Origin of the sequence: Streptomyces sp. NBC_00663 (assembly GCF_036226885.1) — a bacterium.
Classification (GTDB): domain Bacteria; phylum Actinomycetota; class Actinomycetes; order Streptomycetales; family Streptomycetaceae; genus Streptomyces.
This window is the reverse complement of sequence record NZ_CP109027.1, coordinates 2,299,789-2,324,099: the sequence shown is the minus strand read 5'-3', so window position 1 is coordinate 2,324,099 and position 24,311 is coordinate 2,299,789. Positions and strand designations below refer to the sequence as shown.

Genomic DNA, 24,311 nt, shown 5'->3' with positions numbered 1-24,311 from the left:
ATGAGAACTGCCTCACTGCTCAGTGCCGAACTCCGTGAACTCGGCGTCGAGAAGGGCATGACGCTGCTGCTGCACGCCTCCTTGCGGTCCGTCGGGCCGGTGCGCGGCGGCGGCCGGACGGTACTGCGCGCCCTCCTCGACACGCTCGGCCCCGAAGGCACGCTGGTGGTGCCCACGTTCACCGAGGGAAATTCGCTGACATCACGGGCTTATCTCCACATGACGCGAGACCTGACGCGACATCAACTTCTGTCCTACCGTGAACACATGGAGCCCTTCTGCGCGGCTTCTACGCCCTCGCAGGGCATGGGACGGCTGGCGGAGCAGGTGCGGGTCACTCCGGGAGCCATGCGCAGCACACACCCGCAGGCGTCCTTCGCCGCGCTCGGACCCGGGTCCGCCCGGATCACGAGCGGCCACGCCCTGGACTGTCTGCTCGGCGAGCGCTCCCCGCTGGGCAGGCTGTACGAGGAGGAGGCGTACGTCCTGCTGCTGGGCGTCGGCTACGAGACCTGCTCGGCCTTCCATCTCGCCGAGTACCGCCGACCCCGTCCGCCCCGCCGGCGCTACGACTGCCGGGTGCTGACGGACGACGGCCCGCGCTGGCGGTGCTACGTCGACGTCGACCTGGACGACAGCGACTTCGGCACGCTCGGCCGGTGCCTGGAGACCTCCACGGACGCCCCGATCGCCCGCGGGCGGATCGGCACCGCGGACAGCAGGCTGTTTCCGCTGCGGTGGGCGGTGGACGCGGCCAGGGACTGGCTGGCCGAGAACCGCACCCGGTCCGAGGGCCATACCCGGTCCGAGGGCCACACCCGGTCCGGGAACCTCCCCGCGGAGGCCGACCGTGCCTGATCACCAGCCCCGCGCCATGGTCCAGGAGCCCTACGGCTTCCTGAGCTATGGCCGCAACCCCGAGTCACCGGAGAGCCACGAGCCGCCGGACGAGCTGCTGGTGCGCTTCCGCGGCAGACTGTCCAGACATCTGAGGGAGCTCACCGACCTGCGCGCGGGGATCGACGCGGTCTACCTCGACAAGGAGATCCCGGTCGGCTCCGCGTGGAAGGACGTGCTGAAGGACCGGCTCGCCCGCTGCCAGGTCCTCGTACCGGCCCTGTCCCCACGGTTGTTCAGCAGCAAGTGGTGCGCCCTGGAATGGGAGTGCTTCGAACGCAGACAGCAACTCCAGCGTGACCGGGGGACGTTCATCCGCGACGCCATCGTCCCCGTGCTGTGGGCTCCGCTGCGACCCGACGAGATCCCCCCGCCCTACTCCGAGGTGCAGTACACCCACCGGGACTTCCACGCCGACTACCAGCGGTTGGGGCTGCTCGGCCTGTACAGCCTCGGACGGCACACGACCGCCAACGGGATCGCCTTCCAACTGGCGCAGACAATAGCCCGCGTGGCGGTCATGGCCCGTCTGGAACCCTGCGACCCTGGCCTCTTCGACGACCTCTTCGACTCCATGAACGGCTCGGCTGGGGAGGAACACGATGCATGACGGCCGTTCCGCACGTCGCGTGCGCAGCAAGGCGTTCTACTTCTTTGTGAGTTATGCCCCCGCGCCCGTGACAAGCGGTGACGCGGAGGCCGAGGACCTTGAGCCGGACAAGGACGTGGAGGAGTTCCACTCCGATCTGATCAGGGCGGTCGCGGGGCTGAGCGGTTCCCTCGTGCCCTCCTCCCTCGGCTATCTCGACGCCACCGACCGTGGCGGCCCCGACATGGCCCGGGCCCTCCAGCGCAGCCACTGCTTCGTACCGCTGATCACCCCCCGCTACTTCACCGACGGATACTGCGGCCGCCAGTGGACTGCCTTCGAGACCCGCTCCCGCCGCGGCACCAGCATCCCGGTGTTGTGGGCACCCGTCCCCACCACCGCGCTCCCGCTCCCCGTCGACCTGGACCTGCCGGAGCCCGGCCGACCGGTGGCACCGATGCAGGTCGAGGCCGAGGCGCTGCGCCGCTACACCGAGGGTGGTCTGTACGGCCTGCGGCAGTACCCCGGGGGCTCGGACTACTACGACCAGTGCGTCCGCAGGATCGCCCAGTGCATCGTCCAGGCCGCCCATCGAACACCCGAACCCGCCCCTGGCGAGGCCGAGTTCGCCGATCTCAACGTGCCGGACGCGTTCGCCACCGCCTCCTGGCATCGGCTGGGCATCGCCGTGCTCGCCCCGGACATGAACCACCTGCCACCGGGCCGCAGCGACACCAAGTACGGTCATGAGCCCCGGGACTGGCAGCCTTTCAGTGACGGCCTGAGCATTCCGCTGGTCGAACGCACCGCCGAACTCGCCCGCAATCTCGGCTTCGCCCCCGAGATCCGCACCTACGACGAGGCCGAGGCCGTCTTCCTCGGCCGGAGCGACGCCGACAGCCCCTGGGTCCTCATCATCGACCCCTGGATCCTGCACGACCGCGGTGCCGTGGAGCGGCTGCGGAACTTCGACGCACTGGACCTGCCGTGGGTGACGGTGCTGACCGCGTTCGCCGATGATCCGCAGACCCTGCGGGCCCGCGAGCGGCTCGGTGAGCTGCTCGAGTCGGCGCTGCCCCGCAGGCTCAGCCGCGGCCGGGCCATCCAGCGCTGGGCGGTCGCCGGTACCGGTCTCGACCACTCCGAGGCGTTCAACTCCCGGTTCGTCGAACTGGCCGACAGCGCGGCCCAGCAGTATCTCAACCGTCCGCTACGATCCTCGACCAGCCCCTCGGCGTCGGCCGATTCGCAGGGTGACCAGGAGGCCCAACCGTGACCGGCGTGCACCCCCGCCCCGACGGCGGCAAGATCGTCACGTTCTACAGCTACAAGGGCGGCAGCGGGCGCACCATGGCGCTGGCCAACACCGCCTGGATCATGGCCTCCCAGGGCCGTCGGGTCCTGGTGGTCGACTGGGACCTGGAAGCACCCGGCCTCGACCGCTTCCTCCACCCGTTCCTGGAGCCCAGCGCCCTACGGGACCTCCCCGGAGTGCTGGAACTCATCAACGACTACGTGCTCAAGGTCGACCACCTGCACGACACCAAGATCAAGACCGACTGGATCGTCGAACAGGCCGACATCGGCCGGGCGGTGAACCCGTTGCAGTGGAACTTCCGCGGCGACGGCCGGCTGGACTACATCTCCGCGGGCCGCCAGGACCGCAACTACTCCTCGATCTTCTCCCAGTTCAACTGGAACCGCTTCTACGACGAGCAGTACGGCGGCCAGTTCCTGGACGCCCTGTGCGACCAGTTCCGGCAGGGCTACGACTACGTCCTCGTCGACAGCCGCACCGGCCTCAGCGACATCTCCGACATCTGCACCCTGCACTTCCCCGATGTGCTGGTGAACTGCTTCACCCACAACGACCAGAGCATCGAGGGCGCGGCGGCCGTCGCCCGCCGGGTGCAGGACACCAGGGGCCAGCGGCGCATCCGCATCCTGCCGGTGCCCATGCGGGTCGTGGACTCCGAGGCGGACCGGCTGGAGGCGGCGCGCGCCAAGGTCCGGCTCTCCTTCGACCAGTTGCTGGTCCGCACCCGCAACATCGATCCGCGCAGCTACTGGGGCAGCGTGGAAGTGCCGTTCAAGTCCCCCTACGCGTACGAGGAGATGCTGGCGACCTTCCGCGACGAGCCGGAGACCCCCGCCTCGCTGCTCGCCGCCTGTGAACGGCTGACGTCGTTCATCACCGAGGGTGAGGTGAGGTCCCTCGTCCCGATGACCGACGAGGAACGCCAGAACTACCTCAAGGCCGTCGTCCGTCGCAGGCCACCGGACCCCACCCATGTGTTCCTCAGCTATGTCCACCAGGACCGGATGTGGGCCGAGTGGATCGGACGGGTCCTCGGCGAGGCCGGCTTCACCGTGGCCGACGCCCGCTCCGAGGACGGCTCCGCGGCCGGCGTCCCGCTGCGTGACGACACCGACAGCAAGGTGCGCGGCGCCGCCCGCACCGTGGCCGTGCTCTCCGCCGACTACCAGAAGTCCCCGGAGGCCAGGGCGGTCTGGGAGGCCGTGGCCGCCGCCGACCCGATGGGCTCGCGCCGCACCCTCGTTCCGGTACGGGTCAGTGACGCACGGCTGGCCCACCCCTTCTCGGACCGGATGCCCGTCCATCTGAGCGGCATGAACGAGAGCCAGGCCAAGAGCGCCCTCCTGCGGGCCCTGGACGCCCAGCCGGTCCAGGGCGAACATCCCGCGGACGCCGGGACCGGCGGGCCCCGCTTCCCCGGCGCGGAGCCTCCCGTGTGGTCCGTGCCCGGACGCAACGCGGCCTTCACCGGACGCTCCGAACTGCTGGAGGACCTGCGGGAGCGGCTCACGGACACCGGCACCGCCACGCTGCTGCACGGCATGGGCGGCGTCGGCAAGACCCAGCTGGCGACCGAGTACGCGCACCGGTACCGGGGCAACTACGACGTCGTCTGGTGGATCGAGGCGGAGTTCGGCGACCTCGCCCTGCGCCAGTACTCCGAACTCGCCCCGCACCTGGGCGTGGAGGAGCGGGACAGCATCACCGCCACGGCCGAAGGGGTCCGGGACGCGCTGCGCCGCGGCACCCAGTACGACCGGTGGCTGCTGGTCTTCGACAACGCCACCACCCCGGAGTCCATCGAGCGGCTGCTGGTCAACAGCCCCACCGGCCACGTCCTGATCACCACCCGCAACGAGGGCTGGTCCCAGGTCGGAGAGCGGGTCGAGGTCGACGTGTTCGACCGTAACGAGAGCGTCGAACACCTGCTGCGCCGGGTCTCCGCCATCAGCACGGAGGACGCCGACCGGGTCGCGGACGCCCTCGGCGACCTGCCGCTCGCCGTCGACCACGCCGCCGCCTGGCTCAACGAGACGGGCCAGGACGCCTCCGACTACCTGGAGCTGCTGGAAACGCAGCTGGCGACGCTGGAGCCCGTCTCCGACGCCCCGGCGTACCCGCCCCAGGTCGGCGCGACCTGGAACATCTCCATCCAGCAACTCAACTCACCGGTCGCCCGGCGGCTGTTGGAGCTGTGCGCCCACTTCGGGGCCGACCCGATCTCCTTCGACCTGGTGCACGGCAAGGAGATGGGCGAGGCCCTGCGCGAGGTCCACCCGAACAGCGGTGGCACGGCCCTGGTCTCCCGGGCCATCCAGCAGCTGCACCGCTACTCCCTGGCCAAGGTCGACCGCAAGACCAAGAGCCTCCAGGTGCACCGACTCGTGCAGGCCGCGGTGCGTTCGTCGATGTCCACCGACGAGCAGGAGGCGGCCCTGCGCGCCGTCCGCAATGTGCTCTCCGGCGCCCGCCCCTCCGAGGGCGACGTGGAACGGCCGGAGAACTGGGAGCGGTACAACACCATCTGGCCCCACCTGAAGACCCCGTGGACCAGATACTCGCTGGACGACCGGATCCGCAAGCTGATGACGGAGTGGCTGCGGTATCTGCGGGCCCGCGGCGAGTACGCGGAGGCCATGTCGCTCGCCGAGGAGCTGCTGGTCATCTGGCAGAAGGAGGCGGGACCCAACGACCGCTGGACCCTGCATCTGCGCTTCGAGATGGCCAACGTGCTGCGTTTCCAGGGCTGGTACAGCAGAGCGCTGGAGATCGACCAGGACGTGTACGAGCGGCAGCGCGAGGCCCTGGGGGACGACGACGACCACGCGCTGATGACGGCGGGTGGCCTGACCGCGGACCTGCGGGCCGTCGGACAGGTCGGCAGAGCCCTGGAGATCGACCGGGAGACCTACGAACGGTCCGTCGACCTCCTCGGCGAGGACCACGCCCGGACCCTGTTCGCGGCGAACAACCTGGCCGTGTCGATGAGGATGGCCGGCGACTGTTACGAGGCTCAGAGCGTCGACAAGGAGAACTGCGAGCAGCGCGCGCTGACCCTGGGACCAAGTCACCCCTACACCCTGTTCTCCCAGATCAACCTCGGCCGCGACCAGCGCTCGTGCGGTGAGTACGAGGCCTCGGAGGCGACGCTGCGCGGTGTCTACGAGACGGCCGTGGAGCTCGGCCCGGAGCAGCCGCCCGCGCTGGAGGCGGCCAAGGCCCTCGCCATCACTCTGCGTCGGCTCGACCGGCTGGACGAGGCCATGGACATCAGCCGGCAGGTGCTGGACATCTGCCGTCGGCGGCTGGGCGAGGACTCGCCGGAGACGCTGGTGGTGCGGCTCGGCCACGCCGGTCATCTCGCGGCCGCCGAGCGCCACGAGGAGGCTTGCGAGGAGACCGCCGACCTGCTGGAGCGGTTCCGCACCGCGCTCGGGGAGAGCCATCCGAACACGCTGGCGTGCGCGGTCAACCACGGCATCAACCTCCTGTCGACGGACAGGTTCGCCGAGGCCCGCGAGGTGTGCGAGCAGGCCCGGTCCGCGCTGCGGACCACCCTCGGCCCGGAACACCCGTTCAGCATGAACTGCCAGATGAACCTGGCGAACGCGGAGGCGGCCCTCGGTGAGGCGACGCAGGCAGAGCGCAACTACCGCCAGGCGTACCGGGAGTTGTGCGACCGGCTCGGCTCCGACCATCCGACCGCCCTCACCTGCCGGGGCAATCTCTCGGTCCTGCTGAAGGAGATCGGCCGCACGGCCGAGGCCGAGCAGCTGGCCCGGGACTCCCTGGACGTGCTAGGCGCCAAGCTCGGCGCGAAGCACTCGAAGGTGGTCAGGCTCCGCAACGGCCGGCGGGTGGGACTGGAGCTCGACCCGCACCCGATCTGACGGAGGCGGGACCGCAGGTCACGCCGTCGTGGTCGCGGCGGCGTCGGCCTCCGTCTGGTCCCGCAGCCAGCCGAGCACCTGGGGCAGCACCGGGACGGCCGCGAAGTGCGCCGCCGAGGGCTGGAGCACCACGGTGGCGTCCTTGATCCTGCGAGCGAGCCAGTTGAAGTGCTCGACGGGGGAGAACACGTCCTTCTCGCCGTGCCAGAGCAGGGTGGGCACGGTGATCTCGTTCGGATCGAAGCCCCAGCCCCTGCTGAAGGCGAGGGCGTCGTCGATCCAGCCGTACGCGGTATTCGCGATCGCGGCCTCGAAGTTCTTGTGCAGCATCCGGCGGATGCCGGCGTCGGCCACGATCTGCCGGTCCACCTCGGGCATCTCGTCGTCGAGGTCGTTCAGTACGGCCATCGGGTTGTCCCGCATGGCGTCCGCGTTCTGCACGAGGGTGCTCTGCAACACCTGCTGGTTCTCGCGGGCGTTGCGGTACTCGCGGACGTTGGAGTCCGTCATCCCCTCGAACCAGTCCAGCCCTTCCGCGTCCCACGGGGCGAGACTCACCAGCACGGCCGCGCCCTGCACCCGCTTCGGCAGCTTCGCGGCGCAGGCGAGCGCGTGCGGACCGCCGCCGGACCGGCCGACGACGGAGAACTCGTCGAGTCCGAGTTCGTCGGCGATGTCCTCGACGTCCTCGGCGGCGTCGACCACCGTGCGGCCCAGTTTGCGGGTCGAACCGCCGTACCCGGGACGGTCATAGGCGATCAGATGGATGCCGAGCTGATAGAGCACCATCGACCGCGGGCGTGGCCCCTGATGACTGCCGGGAGTTCCGTGCAGCAGAAAGACGGGATGCCCTTGAGGATCACCCCACGTATCGAAAACGAGCTCGCGCCCGTCTCTGCTGTGAGCGGCACGCGCCACTCCTGCCTCCCGTCCACCGGCCGTCAAGGGTGCCGGAATCCTCTCAGATCAGAACGACGGGCACCACCGAGCCAGCGTCTCGCGTCGGCGTCATTCCGTCACTGGAAAGTGACCAGAATGTCGAAATCATGACCGAACCCGGCTAGCTTATGCCTATTTTGCTGATTCGGCCGAGGTTGGACGGCCCCTATATCGGGACAAGCGGGTCATTGCGCTCCGGTCTCCAGGCTGCCTCCAGACGCCTTCTAGCCACGCACCGTCCGCGGCCCCGCGACGTCCGCGCCCAGCTCCGTCACCCGCCGGCGCAGTTCCCGATCCGCCGTGATGACCAGGACATCACGCCCGACCGCCCCGGCCACCAGCTCCACCATCCGATCGTCCCCGCTCCCTCTCGCCGCCTCGACCCTGACCTCCGGCACGGACTCCACGCCCCGGGCCGCGCCCTCCACGACGAGGACGAGCTCCACGGGACCCTCGTGCCCCGGCAAGCCGTCCGCCGCCAACCGGTCCCGCAGCCGCTCCGCGGCCCCGCGCCGGTCACGCCACCAGCCGTCGGGCACCGACCCGACGACGTTGGCGGCATCGACTATTACGAGAAGGGGGGCTACGGCGTTCATGAGCTCAGGGTGTCAGCTCCCGGGGTTCCGGGCCTCACGCACTCCGGCGTCAGCCCCCGTCCCTCTCCTCCCTCTCCTCCGCCTCGAAACTCGCGTAGTACGCCGCAGCCATGTCCTCGTCCCCATGCCCCTGCGCCGCGGCCCGTTCCAGCCGCGCCGCGCTCGCCGCGGCCACGTCCAGACGTACGCCGTTCTCCTCGCCCGCCTGCACGATCAGGCGGGCGTCCTTCGCGGCGGTCTCGACAGCGAACTGGGCGGGGGACAGCTTGCCGTCGAGCACCAGCCCCGCCTTGGCGCGCAGATAGCCCATGTCCAGCGGACCACCCTCGATCAGGGCGAAGAAGTCCCGCGGGTCCACGCCGAGCGCCTCGGACAGCGCCAGCACCTCCCCGGCCGCCGCGGTCGCGGCCAGCACCCAGCTGTTGGCGACCAGCTTCAGCCGGGTCGCGCTGCCCGCTTCCCCGGTCCACACCGTGCGCGCCCCCACCGCGTCGAAGACGGGGGCAATGGAGTAGCGGTGGGCCTCGGGGCCGCCCGCCAGCACGGTGAGCTGACCGGCCTCCGCGGGCTGCCGGGTGCCGAGTACCGGGGCGTCGTAGAAGACCAGGCCGTGCGCCGCGGCGAAGGCGGCGAGTTCGGCGAGCCCCTCCAGGCCGGCCGTCGTCGACTGCGCCCACACCACGCCCGGCCGCAGCGCCGGCAGCGCCTCCTCCATCACCCCCAGGGCGGCGGGACCGTCGTACAGCATGGTCAGGACGACGTCGGTGTCCTCCACCGCCTCGGCGGGGGAGTCGGTGACCCGGATGCCGTCGGCGGTGAGGGGCTCGGCCTTGGCACGGGTACGGTTCCAGGCGCGGACGGTGTGCCCGGCGCCGGCGATGTTGCGGGCCATGGCGGCGCCCATGATGCCGGTGCCCAGGACGGTGACGGTGAGCTTGTCGGTCATACCGTCCACGGTAGACGCGGGGGGCGACCGAACGGGCCTCGAAAGACGCCGCATAGAGTGAACCGGTGAACGGCGACTGGCTCCTCCGCGGCCGTGACGGCCGGCTCAGTGTCTATCTGCCGTCCGGTGAGGACGTCCTCTGCCGGGCCGAGCAGGGGCCCGACGGCCCCTGGGAAGCGGCCCCGCGCAAGGTGGGCGGCGACCAGAAGCTCCGCCCGGGGATCGCGCTCGGTCAGGGCGCCGACCGCTACGCCCATCTGGTCTCCTGGCGGCCCACCAAACCCGGCGAGGCCGGGCTCGTGCACTCCACGCACTTCCGCCCCCGGCTCGCCGCCCTCGACTGGGCCCCGATCGGCCACCCCGACAAGACCGGCGACCGCACCGGCACCCCGGCCGTCGCCGTCGATGCCCAGGGGCGTGCCCATGTCTTCGTCCGCAACAGGAGCGGCGGCGTGAGCATGGTCGCGCAGAAGGAGAAGGGCGGCTGGGAGCCGTGGCGGGACCTCAAGGGCAGTGACGTACACGAGGACTTGGCGGCGGTGACCGGCGAGTCGGGCTGTGTCGAGCTGTACGCGGCCGTCCCCGACGGCCTCCTGCACTGGCGCCAGCGGGATCCCGGCGCCCAGCCGGTCCTGGAGGAGGCGGTCGAGACTCCCGTACGCCCGGGCACCCTCCACGCCCTGGCCACCTCTGCCGACCGCACCACCCTGTTCTACACCGACGACGCCGGCGATCTGTGCGCCTGGCGCGCGGGAGGCAAACCCGTCGCCCTCCTCGCCTCGTCCGGCCCCGGCCCGGTCTCCGCGGTCCGCTGCGAACTCGACGGCCACGACTGCACGTTGTTCGCCCAGCGTTCGTCGAGCGGCCGGGTCGCCTTCGCCGCGTACCCGACGGAACAGGAGGCCGCGGGGGCGTGGTGGACGGAGTCGGGACCTCAACTCCCGGCGGACGCCCGGGTGTCACTCGCGACCGACGAGGACGGGCGGGTCGTGGCGGCAACGTTGTCCCCCTCGACCGGCCAACTCCTGCTCACCCGGCGCAAGGACGAACCGGGGCTCGCGCTGGAGGCCTGGCGGGAGTGCTGAACCGGCGTAATTGACGCGACCGTTCGAGTGCGGCTGCGTCAACATGACCGCATGGACACCGAACACCTCGTCGAGGTCTGGCAGCGCATCCTGGAGCCGTCCGGGGTCTCCTGGGTGCTGTTCGAGAACGGCACGTGCGTGATGCTCAAGGAGCCCGACGGCGAACTCGCCGGGCTGGCCCTGGAGATCCTCCGGCAGTACGGCCCGGTGCGCGCCGGTGGCCCCGCCGGTGACTTCGGTACTCAGGCGCTCAAGGACGGTACCGGCTGGCTGGTCACCGGCCATCACCCGGACGTCGTCACCTACGTCGGCTCCGACGAGCCCGCCGACGCCTCGAACCTCACCGTCGGCCTCCACGGCCGCAGCAAGCGCCACCGCGACGGCACGGACCTCCAGGTCGTACATGTCGAGGACGCCCGCTGAGGAAATCCCGAGGGCCCGCGCGCTGAGGCAATCCCGAGGGCAGGCCCGCTGAGGCAATCCACAGGCCCCGCCCGCTGAAACGACCCGGTCAGCGGGCCCACCCCCGAAAACACCGGTGCCCCGCAAGCCAACCGGCCTGCGGGGCACCGCCGTTCACAGCGGAGCGGTTACGCCGGGACGCTCGCCACGCCCGGCGCCAGGAACTTCTTGCCGTTCACGCGCTCGGAGACACCCTCGCGGTCCAGGTACGGCGTGATGCCGCCCAGGTGGAAGGGCCAGCCCGCGCCCGTGATCAGGCAGAGGTCGATGTCCTGCGCCTCGGCGACGACACCCTCGTCGAGCATGAGCCCGATCTCCTGGGCGACGGCGTCGAGGACCCGGTCCCGCACCTGCTCCTCGGTCAGGACGACATCGCCCTGCTTGAGGAGCGCGGCGACCTCGGGGTCCAGCTCCGGCTTGCCGGAGTCGTAGACGTAGAAGCCGCGCTTGCCGGCCTTGACGACGGCCGCGAGGTTCGGGGAGACGGTGAAGCGGTCCGGGAAGGCCCGGTTGAGGGTCTCCGAGACATGCAGACCGATCGCGGGGCCGACCAGCTCAAGGAGCACCAGCGGCGACATCGGCAGACCCAGCGGCTCGACCGCCTTCTCCGCGACCTCGACCGGCGTGCCCTCGTCGATGACGTTCTGGATCTCGCCCATGAAGCGGGTGAGGATGCGGTTCACGACGAACGCCGGGGCGTCCTTCACCAGCACCGCGGTCTTCTTCAGCTTCTTGGCCACCGCGAAGGCGGTCGCCAGCGAGGCGTCGTCGGTCTGCTCGCCGCGCACGATCTCCAGGAGCGGCAGGATCGCGACCGGGTTGAAGAAGTGGAAGCCCACGACCCGCTCGGGGTTCTTGAGCTTCGACGCCATCTCGGTCACCGACAGCGAGGACGTGTTCGTCGCGAGGATCGCGTGCGCCGGGGCGACCGCCTCGACCTCCGCGAACACCGTCTGCTTGACGCCGATCTCCTCGAAGACGGCCTCGATGATGAAGTCGGCGTCGGAGAAGCCCTCGGCCTTGTCCAGCACACCGGTGACCAGGGCCTTGAGGCGGTTGGCCTTGTCCTGGTTGATACGGCCCTTGCCGAGCAGCTTCTCGATCTCGGCGTGGACATAGCCCACACCCTTGTCGACGCGCTCCTGGTCGATGTCCGTGAGGACGACCGGGACCTCCAGGCGGCGCAGGAAGAGCAGCGCGAGCTGGGAGGCCATCAGACCGGCGCCGACGACACCGACCTTGGTGACCGGGCGGGCCAGCGACTTGTCCGGCGCACCGGCGGGACGCTTGCCGCGCTTCTGCACCAGGTTGAAGGCGTAGATGCCGGAGCGCAGTTCGCCACCCATGATCAGGTCGGCGAGGGCGACATCCTCGGCGTCGTAGCCCTGCTGGAGGTCGCCGTTCTTGGCGGCGGCGATGATGTCCAGGGCGCGGTAGGCGGCCGGGGCCGCACCGTGCACCTTGGAGTCGGCGATGAACCGGCCGCGCGCGACGGCCTGGTCCCAGGCCTCGCCGCGGTCGATGACCGGACGCTCGACCTTGACGTCACCCTTGAGGACGTTCGCCGTCCAGATCAGCGACTGCTCCAGGAAGTCCGCGCCCTCGAAGAGAGCGTCGGCGATGCCCAGGTCGAAGACCTGCTGGCCCTTGAGCTGCTTGTTCTGGTTCAGGCTGTTCTCGATGATCACCGAGACGGCCTTGTCGGCACCGATCAGGTTCGGCAGGATCGTGCAGCCGCCCCAGCCCGGGACCAGGCCCAGGAAGACCTCGGGGAGCGAGAACGCCGGGAGCGCCTTCGAAACGGTCCGGTACTCGCAGTGCAGACCGACCTCGACGCCACCGCCCATCGCGGCACCGTTGTAGTACGCGAAGGTCGGGACCGCGATACCGGCGAGGCGCTTGAAGACCTCGTGGCCGCCCTTGCCGATGGCGAGCGCGTCCTTGTGCTCCTTGAGGAGCTCGACACCCTTGAGGTCGGCGCCGACCGCGAAGATGAACGGCTTGCCGGTGATGCCGACGCCGACGATGTCGCCGGCCGCGGCCTCCGCCTCGACCTGGTCGATGGCGGCGTCCAGGTTCGCCAGCGACTGCGGGCCGAAGGTGGTCGGCTTGGTGTGGTCGAAGCCGTTGTCGAGGGTGATGAGCGCGAAGCGCCCGGCACCGAACGGCAGGTCGAGGTGGCGTACGTGCGCGGACGTCACGACCTCGTCGGGGAACAGCTCGGCCGCGCCCTTCAGAAGCTCAGCGGTGGTGCTCACTTGTCGCCTCCGGCGTCCTTGTGGTGCGGGTTCTCCCAGATGACCGTCGCGCCCATGCCGAAGCCGACGCACATGGTGGTCAGGCCGTAGCGGACCTCCGGCTGCTCCTCGAACTGACGGGCGAGCTGCGTCATCAGACGCACGCCCGAGGAGGCCAGCGGGTGACCGAAGGCGATGGCGCCGCCGTACTGGTTGACGCGCGCGTCGTCGTCGGCGATGCCGTAGTGCTCAAGGAAGGCCAGGACCTGGACGGCGAAGGCCTCGTTGATCTCGAACAGGCCGATGTCGTCGATGGACAGCCCCGCCTGGGCGAGCGCCTTCTCGGTGGCCGGGATCGGGCCGTAGCCCATGACCTCCGGCTCCACACCCGCGAAGGAGTAGGAGACGAGGCGCATCTTCACCGGGAGGTTGTTCTCCCGGGCGAAGTCCTCGGAGGCGATGAGGGAGGCGGTGGCGCCGTCGTTCAGACCGGCCGCGTTACCGGCGGTGACCCGGCCGTGGACGCGGAACGGCGTCTTCAGACCGGTCAGGTTCTCGATGGTGGTGCCCGGGCGCATCGGCTCGTCGGCGGTGACCAGACCCCAGCCGGTCTCACCGGCCTCCGGGGTGGTGCGGCGCACCGAGATCGGCACCAGGTCCTGCTGGATCTTGCCGTTGGCGTACGCCTTGGCGGCCTTCTCCTGCGAACGCACGGCGTACTCGTCGGCGCGCTGCTTGGTGATCGTCGGGTAGCGGTCGTGCAGGTTCTCGGCGGTCATGCCCATGAACAGCGCCGACTCGTCGACGAGCTTCTCGCTCACGAACCGCGGGTTCGGGTCCACGCCCTCACCCATGGGGTGGCGGCCCATGTGCTCGACACCGCCGGCGATGGCGATGTCGTACGCCCCGAAGGCGACCGAACCGGCGACCGAGGTGACGGCGGTCAGCGCGCCGGCGCACATGCGGTCGATGGAGTAGCCGGGAACGGACTGCGGCAGACCGGCGAGGATGCCCGCGGTACGGCCGATGGTCAGACCCTGGTCACCGATCTGCGTGGTCGCGGCGATGGCGACCTCGTCGATCTTCTTCGGGTCCAGACCCGGGTTGCGGCGCAGCAGCTCCCGGATCGCCTTCACGACCAGGTCGTCGGCGCGGGTCTCGTGGTAGATGCCCTTCGGGCCCGCCTTGCCGAACGGGGTGCGGACGCCGTCGACGAAGACGACGTCCCTGACGGTACGAGGCACGATGGCTCTCCTCCAGATGCGGGATGGCACTGCTGCACGGCCCAAGCACAACCACTGAGCGCGCGCTCAGCCCCATGCTACTTATGGGTAACGTAGCTGCACAGTCCTGGAGGCGGGAGCGGCGAAGGTCACATTGCTGGAGGGGGTAGGGGGAGCGCCCCTCAAGGGGCGCGGGGAACTGCGCGAGCAACCCAAGGCGACCCGCGGTCCCCGTACAACCGTCACCGAGGCGGCGCGGTGGACCCCCGAGGAGTCAGCACCGGAGTAGGCACGGGATGCGACCCAGGCCCTTCCCCCATGATCACCCCGAACAAGGTCCGAGCCGCTTCGACCCCGAACCCATGCACGTCATGACTCATCGCGGACAAGGTCGGATGCGTCAGCCGACACAACTGGGAGTCGTCCCACGCCAGCAACGACACCTCGTCCGGCACCCGCAACCCCATCTCCGCGGCCACCGAAAGCCCCGCCACCGCCATGATGTCGTTGTCGTACACGATCGCCGTGGGCCGATCAGCCGCCGCAGCCGTCAGCAGCGACCGGGTCGCCCGAGCCCCGGCCTCCCCGGAGTAGTCCGTGGTCACCTGCCACGCTCCGGCCAACTCCAACACCCTCGCCGCCTCAGCGAACGCGGTGCCCCGCGCCGCCGTGTGCCCGAGCGCCGCCGCCCCGCCCACCCGCGCGATCCGCCGATGCCCGAGCGCCGCGAGATACCGCACCGCCTCCGTGACAGCCGTCGCGTCATCGGTCCACACGGACGTCAGTCCCCCCGTGAGCGAGGGATGCCCTACGGCGACCACCGGCATCCCGAGCCGCTCGGCCGCCGCCACCCGGGGATCGTCGGGCCGGAAGTCGACGAGGATCGCTCCGCCGATCTGCCGCCCCCGCCACCAGGTCTCCTGTAGCCCGACCTCTTCCTCCACGTTCCGCACGAGCCGCAGCAGCAGCGAGCACGAGTGCTCGGTCAGCACGCTCTCCACCCCGGAGATGAACTCCATGTAGAAAGGCTCCAGCCCCAGCAGCCGCGCCGGCCGGCAGATGGCGAGGCCCACCACATCCACCCGTGACCCGGCGAGGGTGCGCGCGGTGAGGTTCGGTGCCCAGCCCAGCTCCCGCGCGGCCCGGAAGATCCGGTCCCGGGTCGCCTCCGACAGCCCCGGCTTGTGGTTGAAGGCGAGTGACACGGCACCCTTGGACACCCCGGCGCGCGCGGCGACGTCCTTGATGGTGACGCGGGCGGCCGGCTGGGCTGTCATCGTGAGGGCTCCATGCAGTACAGGGCGGAGCGGGCGGCGTCCGCGTCGGGAGTCTTCCAGCCGCTGACCCCGATGGTCACCCGTTCGCCGGGCAGCAGCGTCACGAGCCCGCGGTCGGCCCGCGCGTCCGGGTCGAGTCGGTCGGCTTGCAGCAGCAGATCCCGTACGAGACTACGAGCCGCGACCGTCACCGAGCCCTCCGACGTGACGGACACCTCGAACTCGGGCCTCGGATAAGGGATGTCGCGATCAGCGACAGGGAAGTGAACCGCCCGCAACCCCTCCGCGTCCGCGACGAGGAACTCCTTGGGCCCGCCAGGCACCAGCTCCTCCGGTACGTCGACCCGCGCCACCGCCCGCGCCCCGGCGGCGAACTCCACCTCCGCCTCGCCGATCAGCGCCCCCGCCACGGACATCCGCCGCAGCCACACCGCCCCCGCCCACGCCTCCGCCGCCTGGTTGACCACGGCCAGCACCCGGCCCTGGACCGTCAGCAGCCGATCGGCGTAGAGCCGCCGCAGCTCGTGGTAGAGCGGCTTCTCCCGCCCGTCCCCGTCGATCGCGGCCCAACTCGTCACCGGCCAGCAGTCGTTGAGCTGCCAGACGACCGTGCCCGCACACACCGGCCAGTTCGACCGCCAGTGCTCGATCCCGGTGGCCACGGCCCGCGCCTGGTTGACCTGGGTGAGGTAGTGCCACCGGTCGAAGTCCCCTTCGGGACAATCGAAATGGCGCTCAAGCCCCCGCCGCAGCTTTCCGTTCCCGTCCTCCGCCTTCTGGTGGTGCAGCATCCCGGGGGAGTCCGCCGCCAGTTCCTCCCCAGGAAGCGCCCGTCGCAGCGTCGCGTAGGCGGGCGGCGCCTGCCAGCCGAACTCGGCCATGAACCGGGGCACTTCACGCCGGTACTCCGCGTAGTCCTCCCGGTTCCACACCTCCCACGAGTGGTGCGTCCCGTGCGCCGGATCGTTCGGATGGTGATCCCACGAACCGGACCAGGGGCTGCCCGCCGTATAAGGCCGCGTGGGATCCAACTCGGCCACCACACGCGGCAGTACGCCCAGGTAGTACCCCTCGCCCCACGACTCCCCGGCCAGCCGCTCCTCCCACTGCCAGTCCCGGAACCCCCACAGGTTCTCGTTGTTGCCGTTCCACAGCACGAGCGAGGGATGCGGCATCAGCCGTACGACGTTCTCCCGCGCCTCGGCCTCCACCTCGCCCCGCAGCGGCTGTTCCTCCGGATAGGCCGCGCACGCGAACGGAAAGTCCTGCCAGACCAGCAGCCCCAATTCGTCGCAGGCGTCGTAGAAGTCGGCGCTCTCGTAGATGCCGCCGCCCCAGATCCGCACGAGGTCCACGCCCGCGTCGGCGGCCTGCCCGAGCCGCTCCCGGTACCGCGCGCGGGTGATCCGGGACGGGAAGACGTCGTCCGGGATCCAGTTGACACCGCGCGCGAAGAGCCGCTCCCCGTTCACGACGAACGTGAACCCGGTGCCGTGCTCGTCCGCCGACCGGTCCAGCTCGACACTGCGGAACCCGATGCGCCGCCGCCACACGTCCAACGGCGAGTTGCCGTGCAGCAGCGTCAACTCCACGTCATACAGCGGCTGTTCGCCGTAGCCGCGAGGCCACCACAGCCGCGGGGAGGGCACTTCGAGCCGTACGACCCCCCGTGTGCCGTCGACCGAGGCGCGCACCCGCTCCCCGGCGACCGTCGCCTCGACGGTCAGCGGAGCCTCGACCCGGGTCCGCTCGACATCGACCGCCAACTCCACGACACCCAGACCCTGTTCGACCGTCACCAGCGGTCGCACCCGGGAGATCCGGGCCGTCGACCACTGCTCGAGGCGCACCGGCCGCCACATCCCGGCCGTCACCAGGGTCGGCCCCCAGTCCCAGCCGAAGGAGCAGGCCATCTTGCGGACGTACTGGAAGGGTTCGTCATAGGCGGCGGGCCGCTCACCGAGCTTGCCGCGCACCGCCTCGGCCTCGGCGTACGCCGACAGGAACCGCACCGACAGCCGCCCCGACAGGCCGGTCACGTCGAAGCGGTAGGAGCGGTGCATGTTCCTGGTGCGGCCCAACAGCCGCCCGTCCAGGAGGACTTCGGCGACCGTGTCGAGCCCCTCGAAGACGAGGTCGGTCTGCTCGTGGCCCGATCCGGCGCGCAGGTCGGTCTCATAGGTCCAGTCCCGCCGCCCCACCCACGCCACTTCAGCCTCGTTCCGCCCGAGAAAGGGGTCCGGGATCACCCCGGCCGCCAGCAGATCGGTGTGGACGCAGCCCGGCACGGAGGCGGGGAGCGCGTCCGCCGTGCCGTCGAAGGTCCGCAGGATCCATCCCTCGGTGAGCGGTGTGGCCTGAAGCATGTACGCACTCCCTAAACCGATCAAGTCCAGTACTGGGAACACTTTTTGGCATCGTTGGCGAGATACGGACTTTACCGGTTAAGAAAACGTTGTCAGAGTACCGAACCAGCCAACCGCAAGACCATGCAGCGCCACACGCACGTGCTCGTCCGTCCCGTGAACGCCCGAGAACGGAGCTGATGCACATGAACCGCCGTCACATCCTGGCCCTGGCCGTGGGATCCGCCGTCCTGGCCGCCGGCTGCACCGGTACCGGAGGCACCTCGAAAGGCGCCGACGCCAAGGCGCCCGACGACCCCGCCAAGGTCACCGGCACCATCAAGGTCCTCACCGTGCGCACCGACCTGGTGCAGGACGGCACGATGGACAAGTACGCCGCCGAGTTCAACAAGATCTACCCGAAGGTCAAGGTCAAGTTCGAGGCCCTCACGAACTACGAGGCCGAGGTCAAGATCCGGATGAACACGGAGAACTACGGCGACGTCCTGATGATCCCCGGGGTGATCAAGAAGAGCGACTACCCCAAGTTCTTCGCCTCGCTCGGCACGGTCGCGGAGCGCAGCAAGAAGTACCGGTTCACCGACTACACCGCGGTCGACGGCAAGGTCTACGGCCAGACCGCCGACGGCGTGATGCCGGGCTTCGTCTACAACAAGCGGGTCTGGCAGGAGGCCGGCGTCACCGACTGGCCCACCACCCCGGACGAGTTCGTGACCGCCCTCAAGGCCATCAAGTCCAAGACCGACGCGACTCCGTACTACACCAACTTCGCGGCCGGCTGGACCCTGACCTCCTGGACCTTCGTCAACGGCACGGTCCACTGCGATCCCCAGGCCACCACCAAGATCGCCGAGGGCAACCCCTGGGCCGAGGGCTCCGACCTGCGCGTGGGCGACACGCTCCTGTACGACATCGTCCACGAGGGCCTCGTCGAGAAGGACCCGACCACCTCCAACTGGGAAGCGTCCAAGGGGCAGTTGGCCAAGGGGCAGATCGCCACGCAGTGGCTGGGCACCTGGGCGATCATCCAGTTCCAGGACGCCGCGAAGAAGGCCGGTGTGAACCCGGACGACATCGGCTTCATGCCCTTCCCGGCCCAGACCGACGGCAAGTTCTGCGCCACCGTGGGCCCGGACTACAACCAGGGCATCAACGTCCACTCCGAGCACAAGGAAGCCGCCCGCGCCTGGCTCGACTGGTTCACCGACAAGTCCGGCTACGCCGACGACAACCTGGCCATCTCGCCGCTCAAGGACGCGCCCATGCCGACCGTCCTGAAGCCGTACGAGGAGCAGGGCGTCAAGCTCATCGAGCTGGACGACAGCAAGGGCGCCGAGGTCAAGGCGATCGACACCGAGTCCGAGGTCGGCATCAACACCCCGGACTACCGGCAGGAGTTGGTCGACCTGGCGCGCGGCGCGAAGAAGGGCACGCTCGACGACTATCTGAAGAGCCTGGGCCAGAAATGGACCGAGACCCAGAAGAACATGGGGTCCTGATGACGGACACCACCGCGAGGGTGTCCGTCACGAAGGAGCCGGCACGGGACACCCCGGTACCGGCTCCGGCCCCCCGCCGGGCCCGCGTCTGGCGCCGTCTGACCCCCTGGATCTTCCTGATCGCCCCGCTCGCCCTCCTGATCACCTTCACCTACGCGCCGATCGTCAACATGATCGCGTACAGCTTCACCGACTGGGACGGTGTGAGCCCCGAGCTGCACTACACGGGGCTGGAGAACTACACCGAACTGTTCACCCGCTCCGAGCTGTTCGAGGTCTTCTTCGTCAGCGGCTACTACCTGGTCGCCTCGGCGATCCAGATCGTCGCGGCCCTGTACTTCGCGACGGTCCTGAGCTTCAACGTCCGCTTCCGGAACTTCTTCAAGGGCGTGCTCTTCTTCCCGTACCTGATCAACGGGGTGGCGATCGGCTTCGTCTTCCTCTACTTCTTCCAGGACGGCGGCACCCTCGACTCGGTCCTCGCGCTGTTCGGCTACCACTCCGACCACGCCTGGCTGGGCACCCCGTTCTCCGCCAACTCCTCGCTGGCCGCGGTCTCCATCTGGCGCTATCTGGGCCTGAACTTCGTCCTGTTCCTCGGCGCGATCCAGTCGATCCCCGGGGAGTTGTACGAGGCGTCCGAGCTGGACGGGGCGAACCGCTGGCACCAGTTCCGCCACATCATCGCGCCGGGCATCAAGCCGGTCCTGACCCTGACCGTCATCCTCTCGGTCTCGGGCTCGCTGTCCGCCTTCGAGATCCCGTACATCATGACGGGCGGCGCGACCGGCACGGAGACCTTCGTGATCCAGACGGTGAAGCTGGCCTTCCAGTTCAACAAGACGGGCCTGGCCTCGGCCGCCGCCCTGGTCCTGCTGCTGATCATCCTGCTGGTGACCTGGCTCCAGCGCAGGCTCGTCCCCGACGACAAGGTGGACCTCGTATGACCAGCCGAGGTACGACCCGCCGAGCCCTGGCCCGCACCGGCGTCTACACCTCGCTGATCCTGGCAACGATCATCGTCCTGCTCCCGCTGGGCGTGGTCTTCCTGACGTCCCTGAAGACGGACAAGGAGATGACGGGCGGCAGCGGGGCTCTGACCTTCCCCGACGACCCGTTGAACTTCCACAACTACGTGACCGCGTTCCAGGACGGCCGGATGCTCTCGGCCTTCGGCCACACGGCCTTCATCCTGGTGTTCGCCATCGCCGGCACGGTCCTGATCGGTTCGATGACGGCGTACGCGATCGACCGCTTCACGTTCCGCTTCAAGAAACTGGTCGTGGCGCTGTTCCTGCTGGCGGCCCTGGTCCCCGGCGTCACGACCCAGGTCGCGACCTTCCAGATCGTCAACGGCTTCGGCATGTTCGACACGCTCTGGGCGCCCATCGCCCTCTACATGGGCACCGACATCGTCTCGATCTACATCTTCTTGCAGTTCGTGCGCTCGATCCCGGTCTCCCTGGACGAGTCCGCCCGCCTGGACGGCGCCAACGCCTTCACGATCTACCGAAAGATCATCTTCCCCCTCCTGAAACCGGCCATCGCCACGGTCGTGATCGTGAAGGGGATCACCGTCTACAACGACTTCTACATCCCGTTCCTCTACATGCCGTCCCAGGATCTTGGCGTGATCTCGACGTCCCTGTTCCGCTTCAAGGGCCCGTACGGCGCCCACTGGGAGACGATCTCGGCAGGAGCGATAGTCGTCATCCTGCCCACGTTGATCGTCTTCCTGGCGCTACAGCGCTACATCTACAACGGCTTCACGAGGGGCGCGACCAGATAGAGGCTTTCAGGGGCGCGGGGAACTGCGCGACAAGCCACAACGAACCGTCACTCGCAACGCAACAGTTCCCCTACGGCGTCTAGGCGGACAACGCACTCACCAGAACCGGCGCCACAAGCTCAACCTGCCACGGCCGAGCCCCGTGCCCGCCCAACGCATCCCCGACGGACCCCAGGTCCACCACCTTCGGCGGCTCCCAGCAGACCCGCCGAACGGTATCCGGAGTGATCAGGTTCTCCTGAGGCATATTGAGCCGCTCGGCCAAGGCGGACACGCCCGCCCGAGCCGCCGACAAGCGAGCCGCGGCCGCCGGATCCTTGTCGGCCCACGCGCGCGGCGGCGGCGGCCCCGTCACCGGCTGCCCAGGCGCAGGCAACTGCGCCTCGGGCAGCGCCTTGGCCCGATCCACGGCCGCCTGCCACTGCTCCAGCTGCCGTCGCCCCATCCGCTGCCCGAACCCGTTGAGCCCGGCCAGCACCTGCACGGAGGTCGGCAGGGACAGCGCGGCCTCCACGATCGCCGCGTCGGACAGCACCTTGCCCGGCGACACGTCCCGCCGCTGCGCGATCCGGTCCCGCGTCTGCCACAGCTCCCGTACGACGGCCAGCTGCCGACGCCGCCGCACCTTGTGCATCCCGGACGTCCGCCGCCAGGGATCCTTGCGCGGCTCGGCGGGCGGCGCCGCCGCGATCGCGTCGAACTCCTGCCGCGCCCACTCCAGCTTCCCCTGCCGGTCCAGCTCCTTCTCCAGGGCGTCCCGCAGATCGACCAGGAGTTCCACGTCCAGCGCGGCGTAGCGCAGCCACGGCTCGGGCAGCGGCCGGGTCGACCAGTCGACGGCGGAGTGGCCCTTTTCCAGTACGAAGCCCAGGACGCCCTCGACCATCGCGCCGAGCCCGACCCGGGGGAACCCGGCGAGCCGTCCGGCCAGCTCGGTGTCGAACAGCGAGGTCGGCACCATACCTATCTCGCGGAGGCAGGGGAGGTCCTGGGTGGCGGCGTGCAGCACCCACTCCACACCGGAGAGGGCCTCGCCGAGTCCTGACAGATCGGGGCAGCCCACGGGGTCGATCAGCGCGGTCCCGGCGCCTTCGCGGCGCAGCTGGACGAGGTAGGCGCGCTGTCCGTAGCGGTAGCCGGACGCGCGTTCGGCGTCGACGGCGACGGGGCCGGTCCCGGCGGCGAACGCGGCGATGACCTCGGCGAGCGCGGTCTCGTCGGCGACGACCGGCGGGATGCCCTCGCGCGGTTCCAGGAGCGGAATCGGCTCAGGACCGGGTTCGGGACCGGCTTCGGGTCCCGGTTCAGGGTTCGGCGCCCCCGTAACAGAAGATCCGCCGTCGTCCGGAGGGGCGCCTCCGGTGGTTCGCAGTGAGCTGTCTGCTGCGGTGTCTTGGGCGTCGGTCACCTGTCAAGGGTATCTGTGTATGGACAGCGCCCGCCGACGGAACGTTCCGTCGACGGGCGCCTGAGGGTCGTAAACCAGTCAGTACCGCGAAAGGTCTGGTTCACGTCCGTGAACGATGAGGGCGGGGAACCCTCGGCGGGAATCTCAGTGGATGATGCCGGTGCGCAGTGCCACCGCCACCATTCCGGCACGGTCGCCCGTGCCGAGCTTGCGGGCGATACGGGCGAGGTGGCTCTTGACGGTCAGTGCGGACAGGCCCATCGAGACGCCGATGGCCTTGTTCGACTGGCCCTCCGCCACCAGCCGCAGTACCTCGACCTCACGGCCGGACAGTTCGCGGTAGCCGCCCGGGTGGCTCGGGGCACCCGGGGGGCGACGGTGCATTCCGGCGGCGCGGGAGCCGATGGGGGCGGCGCCCGGTCGGGTGGGGAGCCCGACGTTGGTGCGGGTGCCGGTGACGACGTAGCCCTTCACTCCGCCCGCGAGGGCGTTGCGAACGGCGCCGATGTCGTCGGCGGCGGAGAGGGCGAGGCCGTTGGGCCAGCCTGCCGCTCGGGTCTCCGACAGAAGGGTCAGGCCGGAGCCGTCGGGCAGGTGGACGTCGGCGACGCAGATGTCGCGGGGGTTGCCGATGCGGGGACGAGCCTCCGCGACGGACGAGGCCTCGATGACGTCGCGTACACCGAGCGCCCACAAGTGGCGGGTGACGGTGGAGCGGACGCGCGGGTCGGCCACGACCACCATCGCGGTGGGCTTGTTCGGGCGGTAGGCGACCAGGCTTGCGGGCTGCTCGAGGAGAACGGACACCAGGCCTCCTGGGGTGCGGGGACGACTTGGAAGGTCACAGACGTCTTCGGCACCGAACCACGAGTCCTTTAGGAAATGATCACGATCTAGTGAGTAACAATTAGTGCAATTCGGACGTGTGGTCGATCGTTCGGTGAACGATTCAGTTCGTTCGAGGTATCACTCTCGACTGAAAGTGGCCGTATCGACAAAGTGACGACAAAATTCCCGCGCCCGAAAAGGTGACCCCGAGGGTGACGTCAGCGTGACTGCGGACCGCGCCGCTGCGGCAGCGTCACCACGGACGCGTCGCCAGGACCGGCCGGCGGCAGCCCCGCGACCTGCGCCAGCAGATCGCACCAGGCCGCCAGATGACCTGCCGTGTCCGGCGCCCCGCCCAGCCCCTCGCGAGGCGTCCAGGAGGCACGGATCTCGATCTGCGAGGCCGACGGACGCTCGGCGAGACCGCCGAAGTAGTGGGAGCTGGCCCGGGTGACCGTGCCGCTGGGCTCCCCGCACGCCAGACCACGGGCCTGGAGCGCACCGGTCAGCCACGACCAGCACACGTCGGGCAGCAGCGGATCGGCCGCCATCTCCGCCTCCAGCTCCGCGCGCACCAGCGTCACCAGCCGGAACGAACCCCGCCAGGCGTCATGCCCGTCCGGGTCGTGCAGCAGCACCAGCCGGCCGTCGGCCAGGTCCTGGTCGCCGTCGACGACCGTCGCCTCCAGCGCGTACGCGAACGGCGCCAGCCGCTGCGGGGCGCGCGTCGGCTCCACCTCGATCTGCGGCCTGAGCCGCGTGGCCCTCAGCGCGTCGACGGCGGCCCGGAAGGGCAACGGAGCGTCGCTGCTCGTATCCCGGTCCCCCTCCTTCGCGTCGTCCATTCCGCCAGTGCCGTCCGACAGTCGTCCTTGAGCCGCAGCCATGCCGGAAGATTAAAGGGAAGCGGGGCCCGGTGCCGCCCTAGACACCCGGACAACGGGCGCCAGGTCACCGGCGAC

At 69.7% G+C, this 24,311-nt stretch carries 19 protein-coding genes; 9 read left to right on the top strand and 10 right to left on the bottom strand.

Annotated elements, in window-relative coordinates; all coding sequences use genetic code 11:
* From OG866_RS10435 to fxsT, 4 genes are read left to right on the top strand one after another with little or no spacing between them, the layout of a single operon-like run.
* Positions 1-858, top strand: coding sequence for an aminoglycoside N(3)-acetyltransferase (locus OG866_RS10435; RefSeq protein ID WP_329333603.1), 858 nt, complete (start codon positions 1-3; stop codon positions 856-858).
* On the top strand, positions 851-1,507 hold the full coding sequence (locus OG866_RS10430; RefSeq protein WP_329333602.1) for a TIR-like protein FxsC: 657 nt from the start codon (positions 851-853) through the stop codon (positions 1,505-1,507). The genes OG866_RS10435 and OG866_RS10430 overlap by 8 nt, the downstream gene beginning before the upstream one ends.
* Complete coding sequence (fsxC, locus tag OG866_RS10425; protein ID WP_329333600.1) at positions 1,500-2,762, top strand: FxsC protein; 1,263 nt, start codon at positions 1,500-1,502, stop codon at positions 2,760-2,762. Before OG866_RS10430 ends, fsxC begins: the two co-directional genes overlap by 8 nt.
* Positions 2,759-6,694 carry an FxSxx-COOH system tetratricopeptide repeat protein gene (fxsT, locus tag OG866_RS10420; RefSeq protein ID WP_329333598.1) on the top strand — a complete coding sequence of 1,312 codons (3,936 nt, stop codon included), beginning with the start codon at positions 2,759-2,761 and terminating at the stop codon, positions 6,692-6,694. The genes fsxC and fxsT overlap by 4 nt, the downstream gene beginning before the upstream one ends.
* A gap of 18 nt (positions 6,695-6,712) precedes the next feature.
* Here fxsT and OG866_RS10415 read toward each other — a convergent pair whose 3' ends face one another.
* From OG866_RS10415 to OG866_RS10405, 3 genes are all read right to left on the bottom strand, one after another.
* Positions 6,713-7,612 carry an alpha/beta fold hydrolase gene (locus tag OG866_RS10415; RefSeq protein ID WP_329333597.1) on the bottom strand — a complete coding sequence of 300 codons (900 nt, stop codon included), beginning with the start codon at positions 7,610-7,612 and terminating at the stop codon, positions 6,713-6,715.
* 245 nt (positions 7,613-7,857) lie between these two features.
* Positions 7,858-8,229, bottom strand: a complete 372-nt coding sequence (locus tag OG866_RS10410) for an NTP pyrophosphohydrolase (protein WP_329333595.1) — start codon at positions 8,227-8,229, stop codon at positions 7,858-7,860.
* Positions 8,230-8,278: 49 nt separating this feature from the next.
* Positions 8,279-9,175, bottom strand: a complete 897-nt coding sequence (locus tag OG866_RS10405) for an NAD(P)-dependent oxidoreductase (RefSeq protein ID WP_329333593.1) — start codon at positions 9,173-9,175, stop codon at positions 8,279-8,281.
* A 65-nt stretch (positions 9,176-9,240) separates the two neighbouring features.
* Between OG866_RS10405 and OG866_RS10400 the strand changes: the two genes are divergently transcribed.
* Together OG866_RS10400 and OG866_RS10395 are read left to right on the top strand one after the other, a co-directional pair.
* Complete coding sequence (locus tag OG866_RS10400) at positions 9,241-10,260, top strand: hypothetical protein (protein WP_329333591.1); 1,020 nt, start codon at positions 9,241-9,243, stop codon at positions 10,258-10,260.
* 51 nt (positions 10,261-10,311) lie between these two features.
* Positions 10,312-10,683 (top strand): hypothetical protein, encoded by a 372-nt coding sequence (locus tag OG866_RS10395; protein WP_329333589.1) that lies wholly within the window; start codon positions 10,312-10,314, stop codon positions 10,681-10,683.
* A gap of 167 nt (positions 10,684-10,850) precedes the next feature.
* Here the strand turns inward: OG866_RS10395 and OG866_RS10390 are convergent, their stop codons facing one another.
* The 4 genes from OG866_RS10390 to OG866_RS10375 form a co-directional block, all read right to left on the bottom strand.
* Positions 10,851-12,980 (bottom strand): 3-hydroxyacyl-CoA dehydrogenase NAD-binding domain-containing protein, encoded by a 2,130-nt coding sequence (locus OG866_RS10390; protein WP_329333588.1) that lies wholly within the window; start codon positions 12,978-12,980, stop codon positions 10,851-10,853.
* Complete coding sequence (locus OG866_RS10385; RefSeq protein WP_329333587.1) at positions 12,977-14,203, bottom strand: thiolase family protein; 1,227 nt, start codon at positions 14,201-14,203, stop codon at positions 12,977-12,979. The genes OG866_RS10390 and OG866_RS10385 overlap by 4 nt, the downstream gene beginning before the upstream one ends.
* Before the next feature lie 221 nt (positions 14,204-14,424).
* Positions 14,425-15,459, bottom strand: a complete 1,035-nt coding sequence (locus OG866_RS10380; protein WP_329333585.1) for a LacI family DNA-binding transcriptional regulator — start codon at positions 15,457-15,459, stop codon at positions 14,425-14,427.
* Positions 15,456-17,825 (bottom strand): glycoside hydrolase family 2 protein, encoded by a 2,370-nt coding sequence (locus OG866_RS10375; protein ID WP_329333583.1) that lies wholly within the window; start codon positions 17,823-17,825, stop codon positions 15,456-15,458. The genes OG866_RS10380 and OG866_RS10375 overlap by 4 nt, the downstream gene beginning before the upstream one ends.
* Positions 17,826-18,010: 185 nt before the next feature.
* Between OG866_RS10375 and OG866_RS10370 the strand changes: the two genes are divergently transcribed.
* From OG866_RS10370 to OG866_RS10360, 3 genes are read left to right on the top strand one after another with little or no spacing between them, the layout of a single operon-like run.
* Positions 18,011-19,324, top strand: coding sequence for an extracellular solute-binding protein (locus tag OG866_RS10370; protein ID WP_443063514.1), 1,314 nt, complete (start codon positions 18,011-18,013; stop codon positions 19,322-19,324).
* Complete coding sequence (locus OG866_RS10365) at positions 19,324-20,271, top strand: carbohydrate ABC transporter permease (protein WP_329333579.1); 948 nt, start codon at positions 19,324-19,326, stop codon at positions 20,269-20,271. Before OG866_RS10370 ends, OG866_RS10365 begins: the two co-directional genes overlap by 1 nt.
* Positions 20,268-21,113, top strand: coding sequence for a carbohydrate ABC transporter permease (locus OG866_RS10360; protein WP_329333577.1), 846 nt, complete (start codon positions 20,268-20,270; stop codon positions 21,111-21,113). The genes OG866_RS10365 and OG866_RS10360 overlap by 4 nt, the downstream gene beginning before the upstream one ends.
* 79 nt (positions 21,114-21,192) lie before the next feature.
* On the opposite strand, the gene OG866_RS10355 is transcribed toward OG866_RS10360, so the two are convergent.
* From OG866_RS10355 to OG866_RS10345, 3 genes are all read right to left on the bottom strand, one after another.
* Entirely contained in the window at positions 21,193-22,521 is a 1,329-nt protein-coding gene (locus tag OG866_RS10355; protein ID WP_329333574.1) for a ribonuclease D, read from the bottom strand.
* A gap of 144 nt (positions 22,522-22,665) precedes the next feature.
* A complete protein-coding gene (locus tag OG866_RS10350) occupies positions 22,666-23,328 on the bottom strand; it encodes a response regulator transcription factor (protein WP_059195623.1) in 663 nt (220 codons plus the stop codon).
* Between the two features lie 239 nt (positions 23,329-23,567).
* On the bottom strand, positions 23,568-24,194 hold the full coding sequence (locus OG866_RS10345) for a DUF3000 domain-containing protein (protein WP_329344020.1): 627 nt from the start codon (positions 24,192-24,194) through the stop codon (positions 23,568-23,570).
* Positions 24,195-24,311: the final 117 nt, after the last annotated feature.

Bases quoted from the DNA above. Each gene is read 5' to 3' on its own strand.
- OG866_RS10435 (WP_329333603.1), top strand. From the start codon at position 1: ATGAGAACTGCCTCACTGCTCAGTGCCGAACTCCGTGAACTCGGCGTC.
- OG866_RS10360 (WP_329333577.1), top strand. From the start codon at position 20,268: ATGACCAGCCGAGGTACGACCCGCCGAGCCCTGGCCCGCACCGGCGTC.
- OG866_RS10365 (WP_329333579.1), top strand. From the start codon at position 19,324: ATGACGGACACCACCGCGAGGGTGTCCGTCACGAAGGAGCCGGCACGG.
- OG866_RS10375 (WP_329333583.1), bottom strand. From the start codon at position 17,825: ATGCTTCAGGCCACACCGCTCACCGAGGGATGGATCCTGCGGACCTTC.
- OG866_RS10395 (WP_329333589.1), top strand. From the start codon at position 10,312: ATGGACACCGAACACCTCGTCGAGGTCTGGCAGCGCATCCTGGAGCCG.
- OG866_RS10410 (WP_329333595.1), bottom strand. From the start codon at position 8,229: ATGAACGCCGTAGCCCCCCTTCTCGTAATAGTCGATGCCGCCAACGTC.
- fsxC (WP_329333600.1), top strand. From the start codon at position 1,500: ATGCATGACGGCCGTTCCGCACGTCGCGTGCGCAGCAAGGCGTTCTAC.
- OG866_RS10380 (WP_329333585.1), bottom strand. From the start codon at position 15,459: ATGACAGCCCAGCCGGCCGCCCGCGTCACCATCAAGGACGTCGCCGCG.
- OG866_RS10405 (WP_329333593.1), bottom strand. From the start codon at position 9,175: ATGACCGACAAGCTCACCGTCACCGTCCTGGGCACCGGCATCATGGGC.
- OG866_RS10345 (WP_329344020.1), bottom strand. From the start codon at position 24,194: ATGGACGACGCGAAGGAGGGGGACCGGGATACGAGCAGCGACGCTCCG.
- OG866_RS10370 (WP_443063514.1), top strand. From the start codon at position 18,011: ATGAACCGCCGTCACATCCTGGCCCTGGCCGTGGGATCCGCCGTCCTG.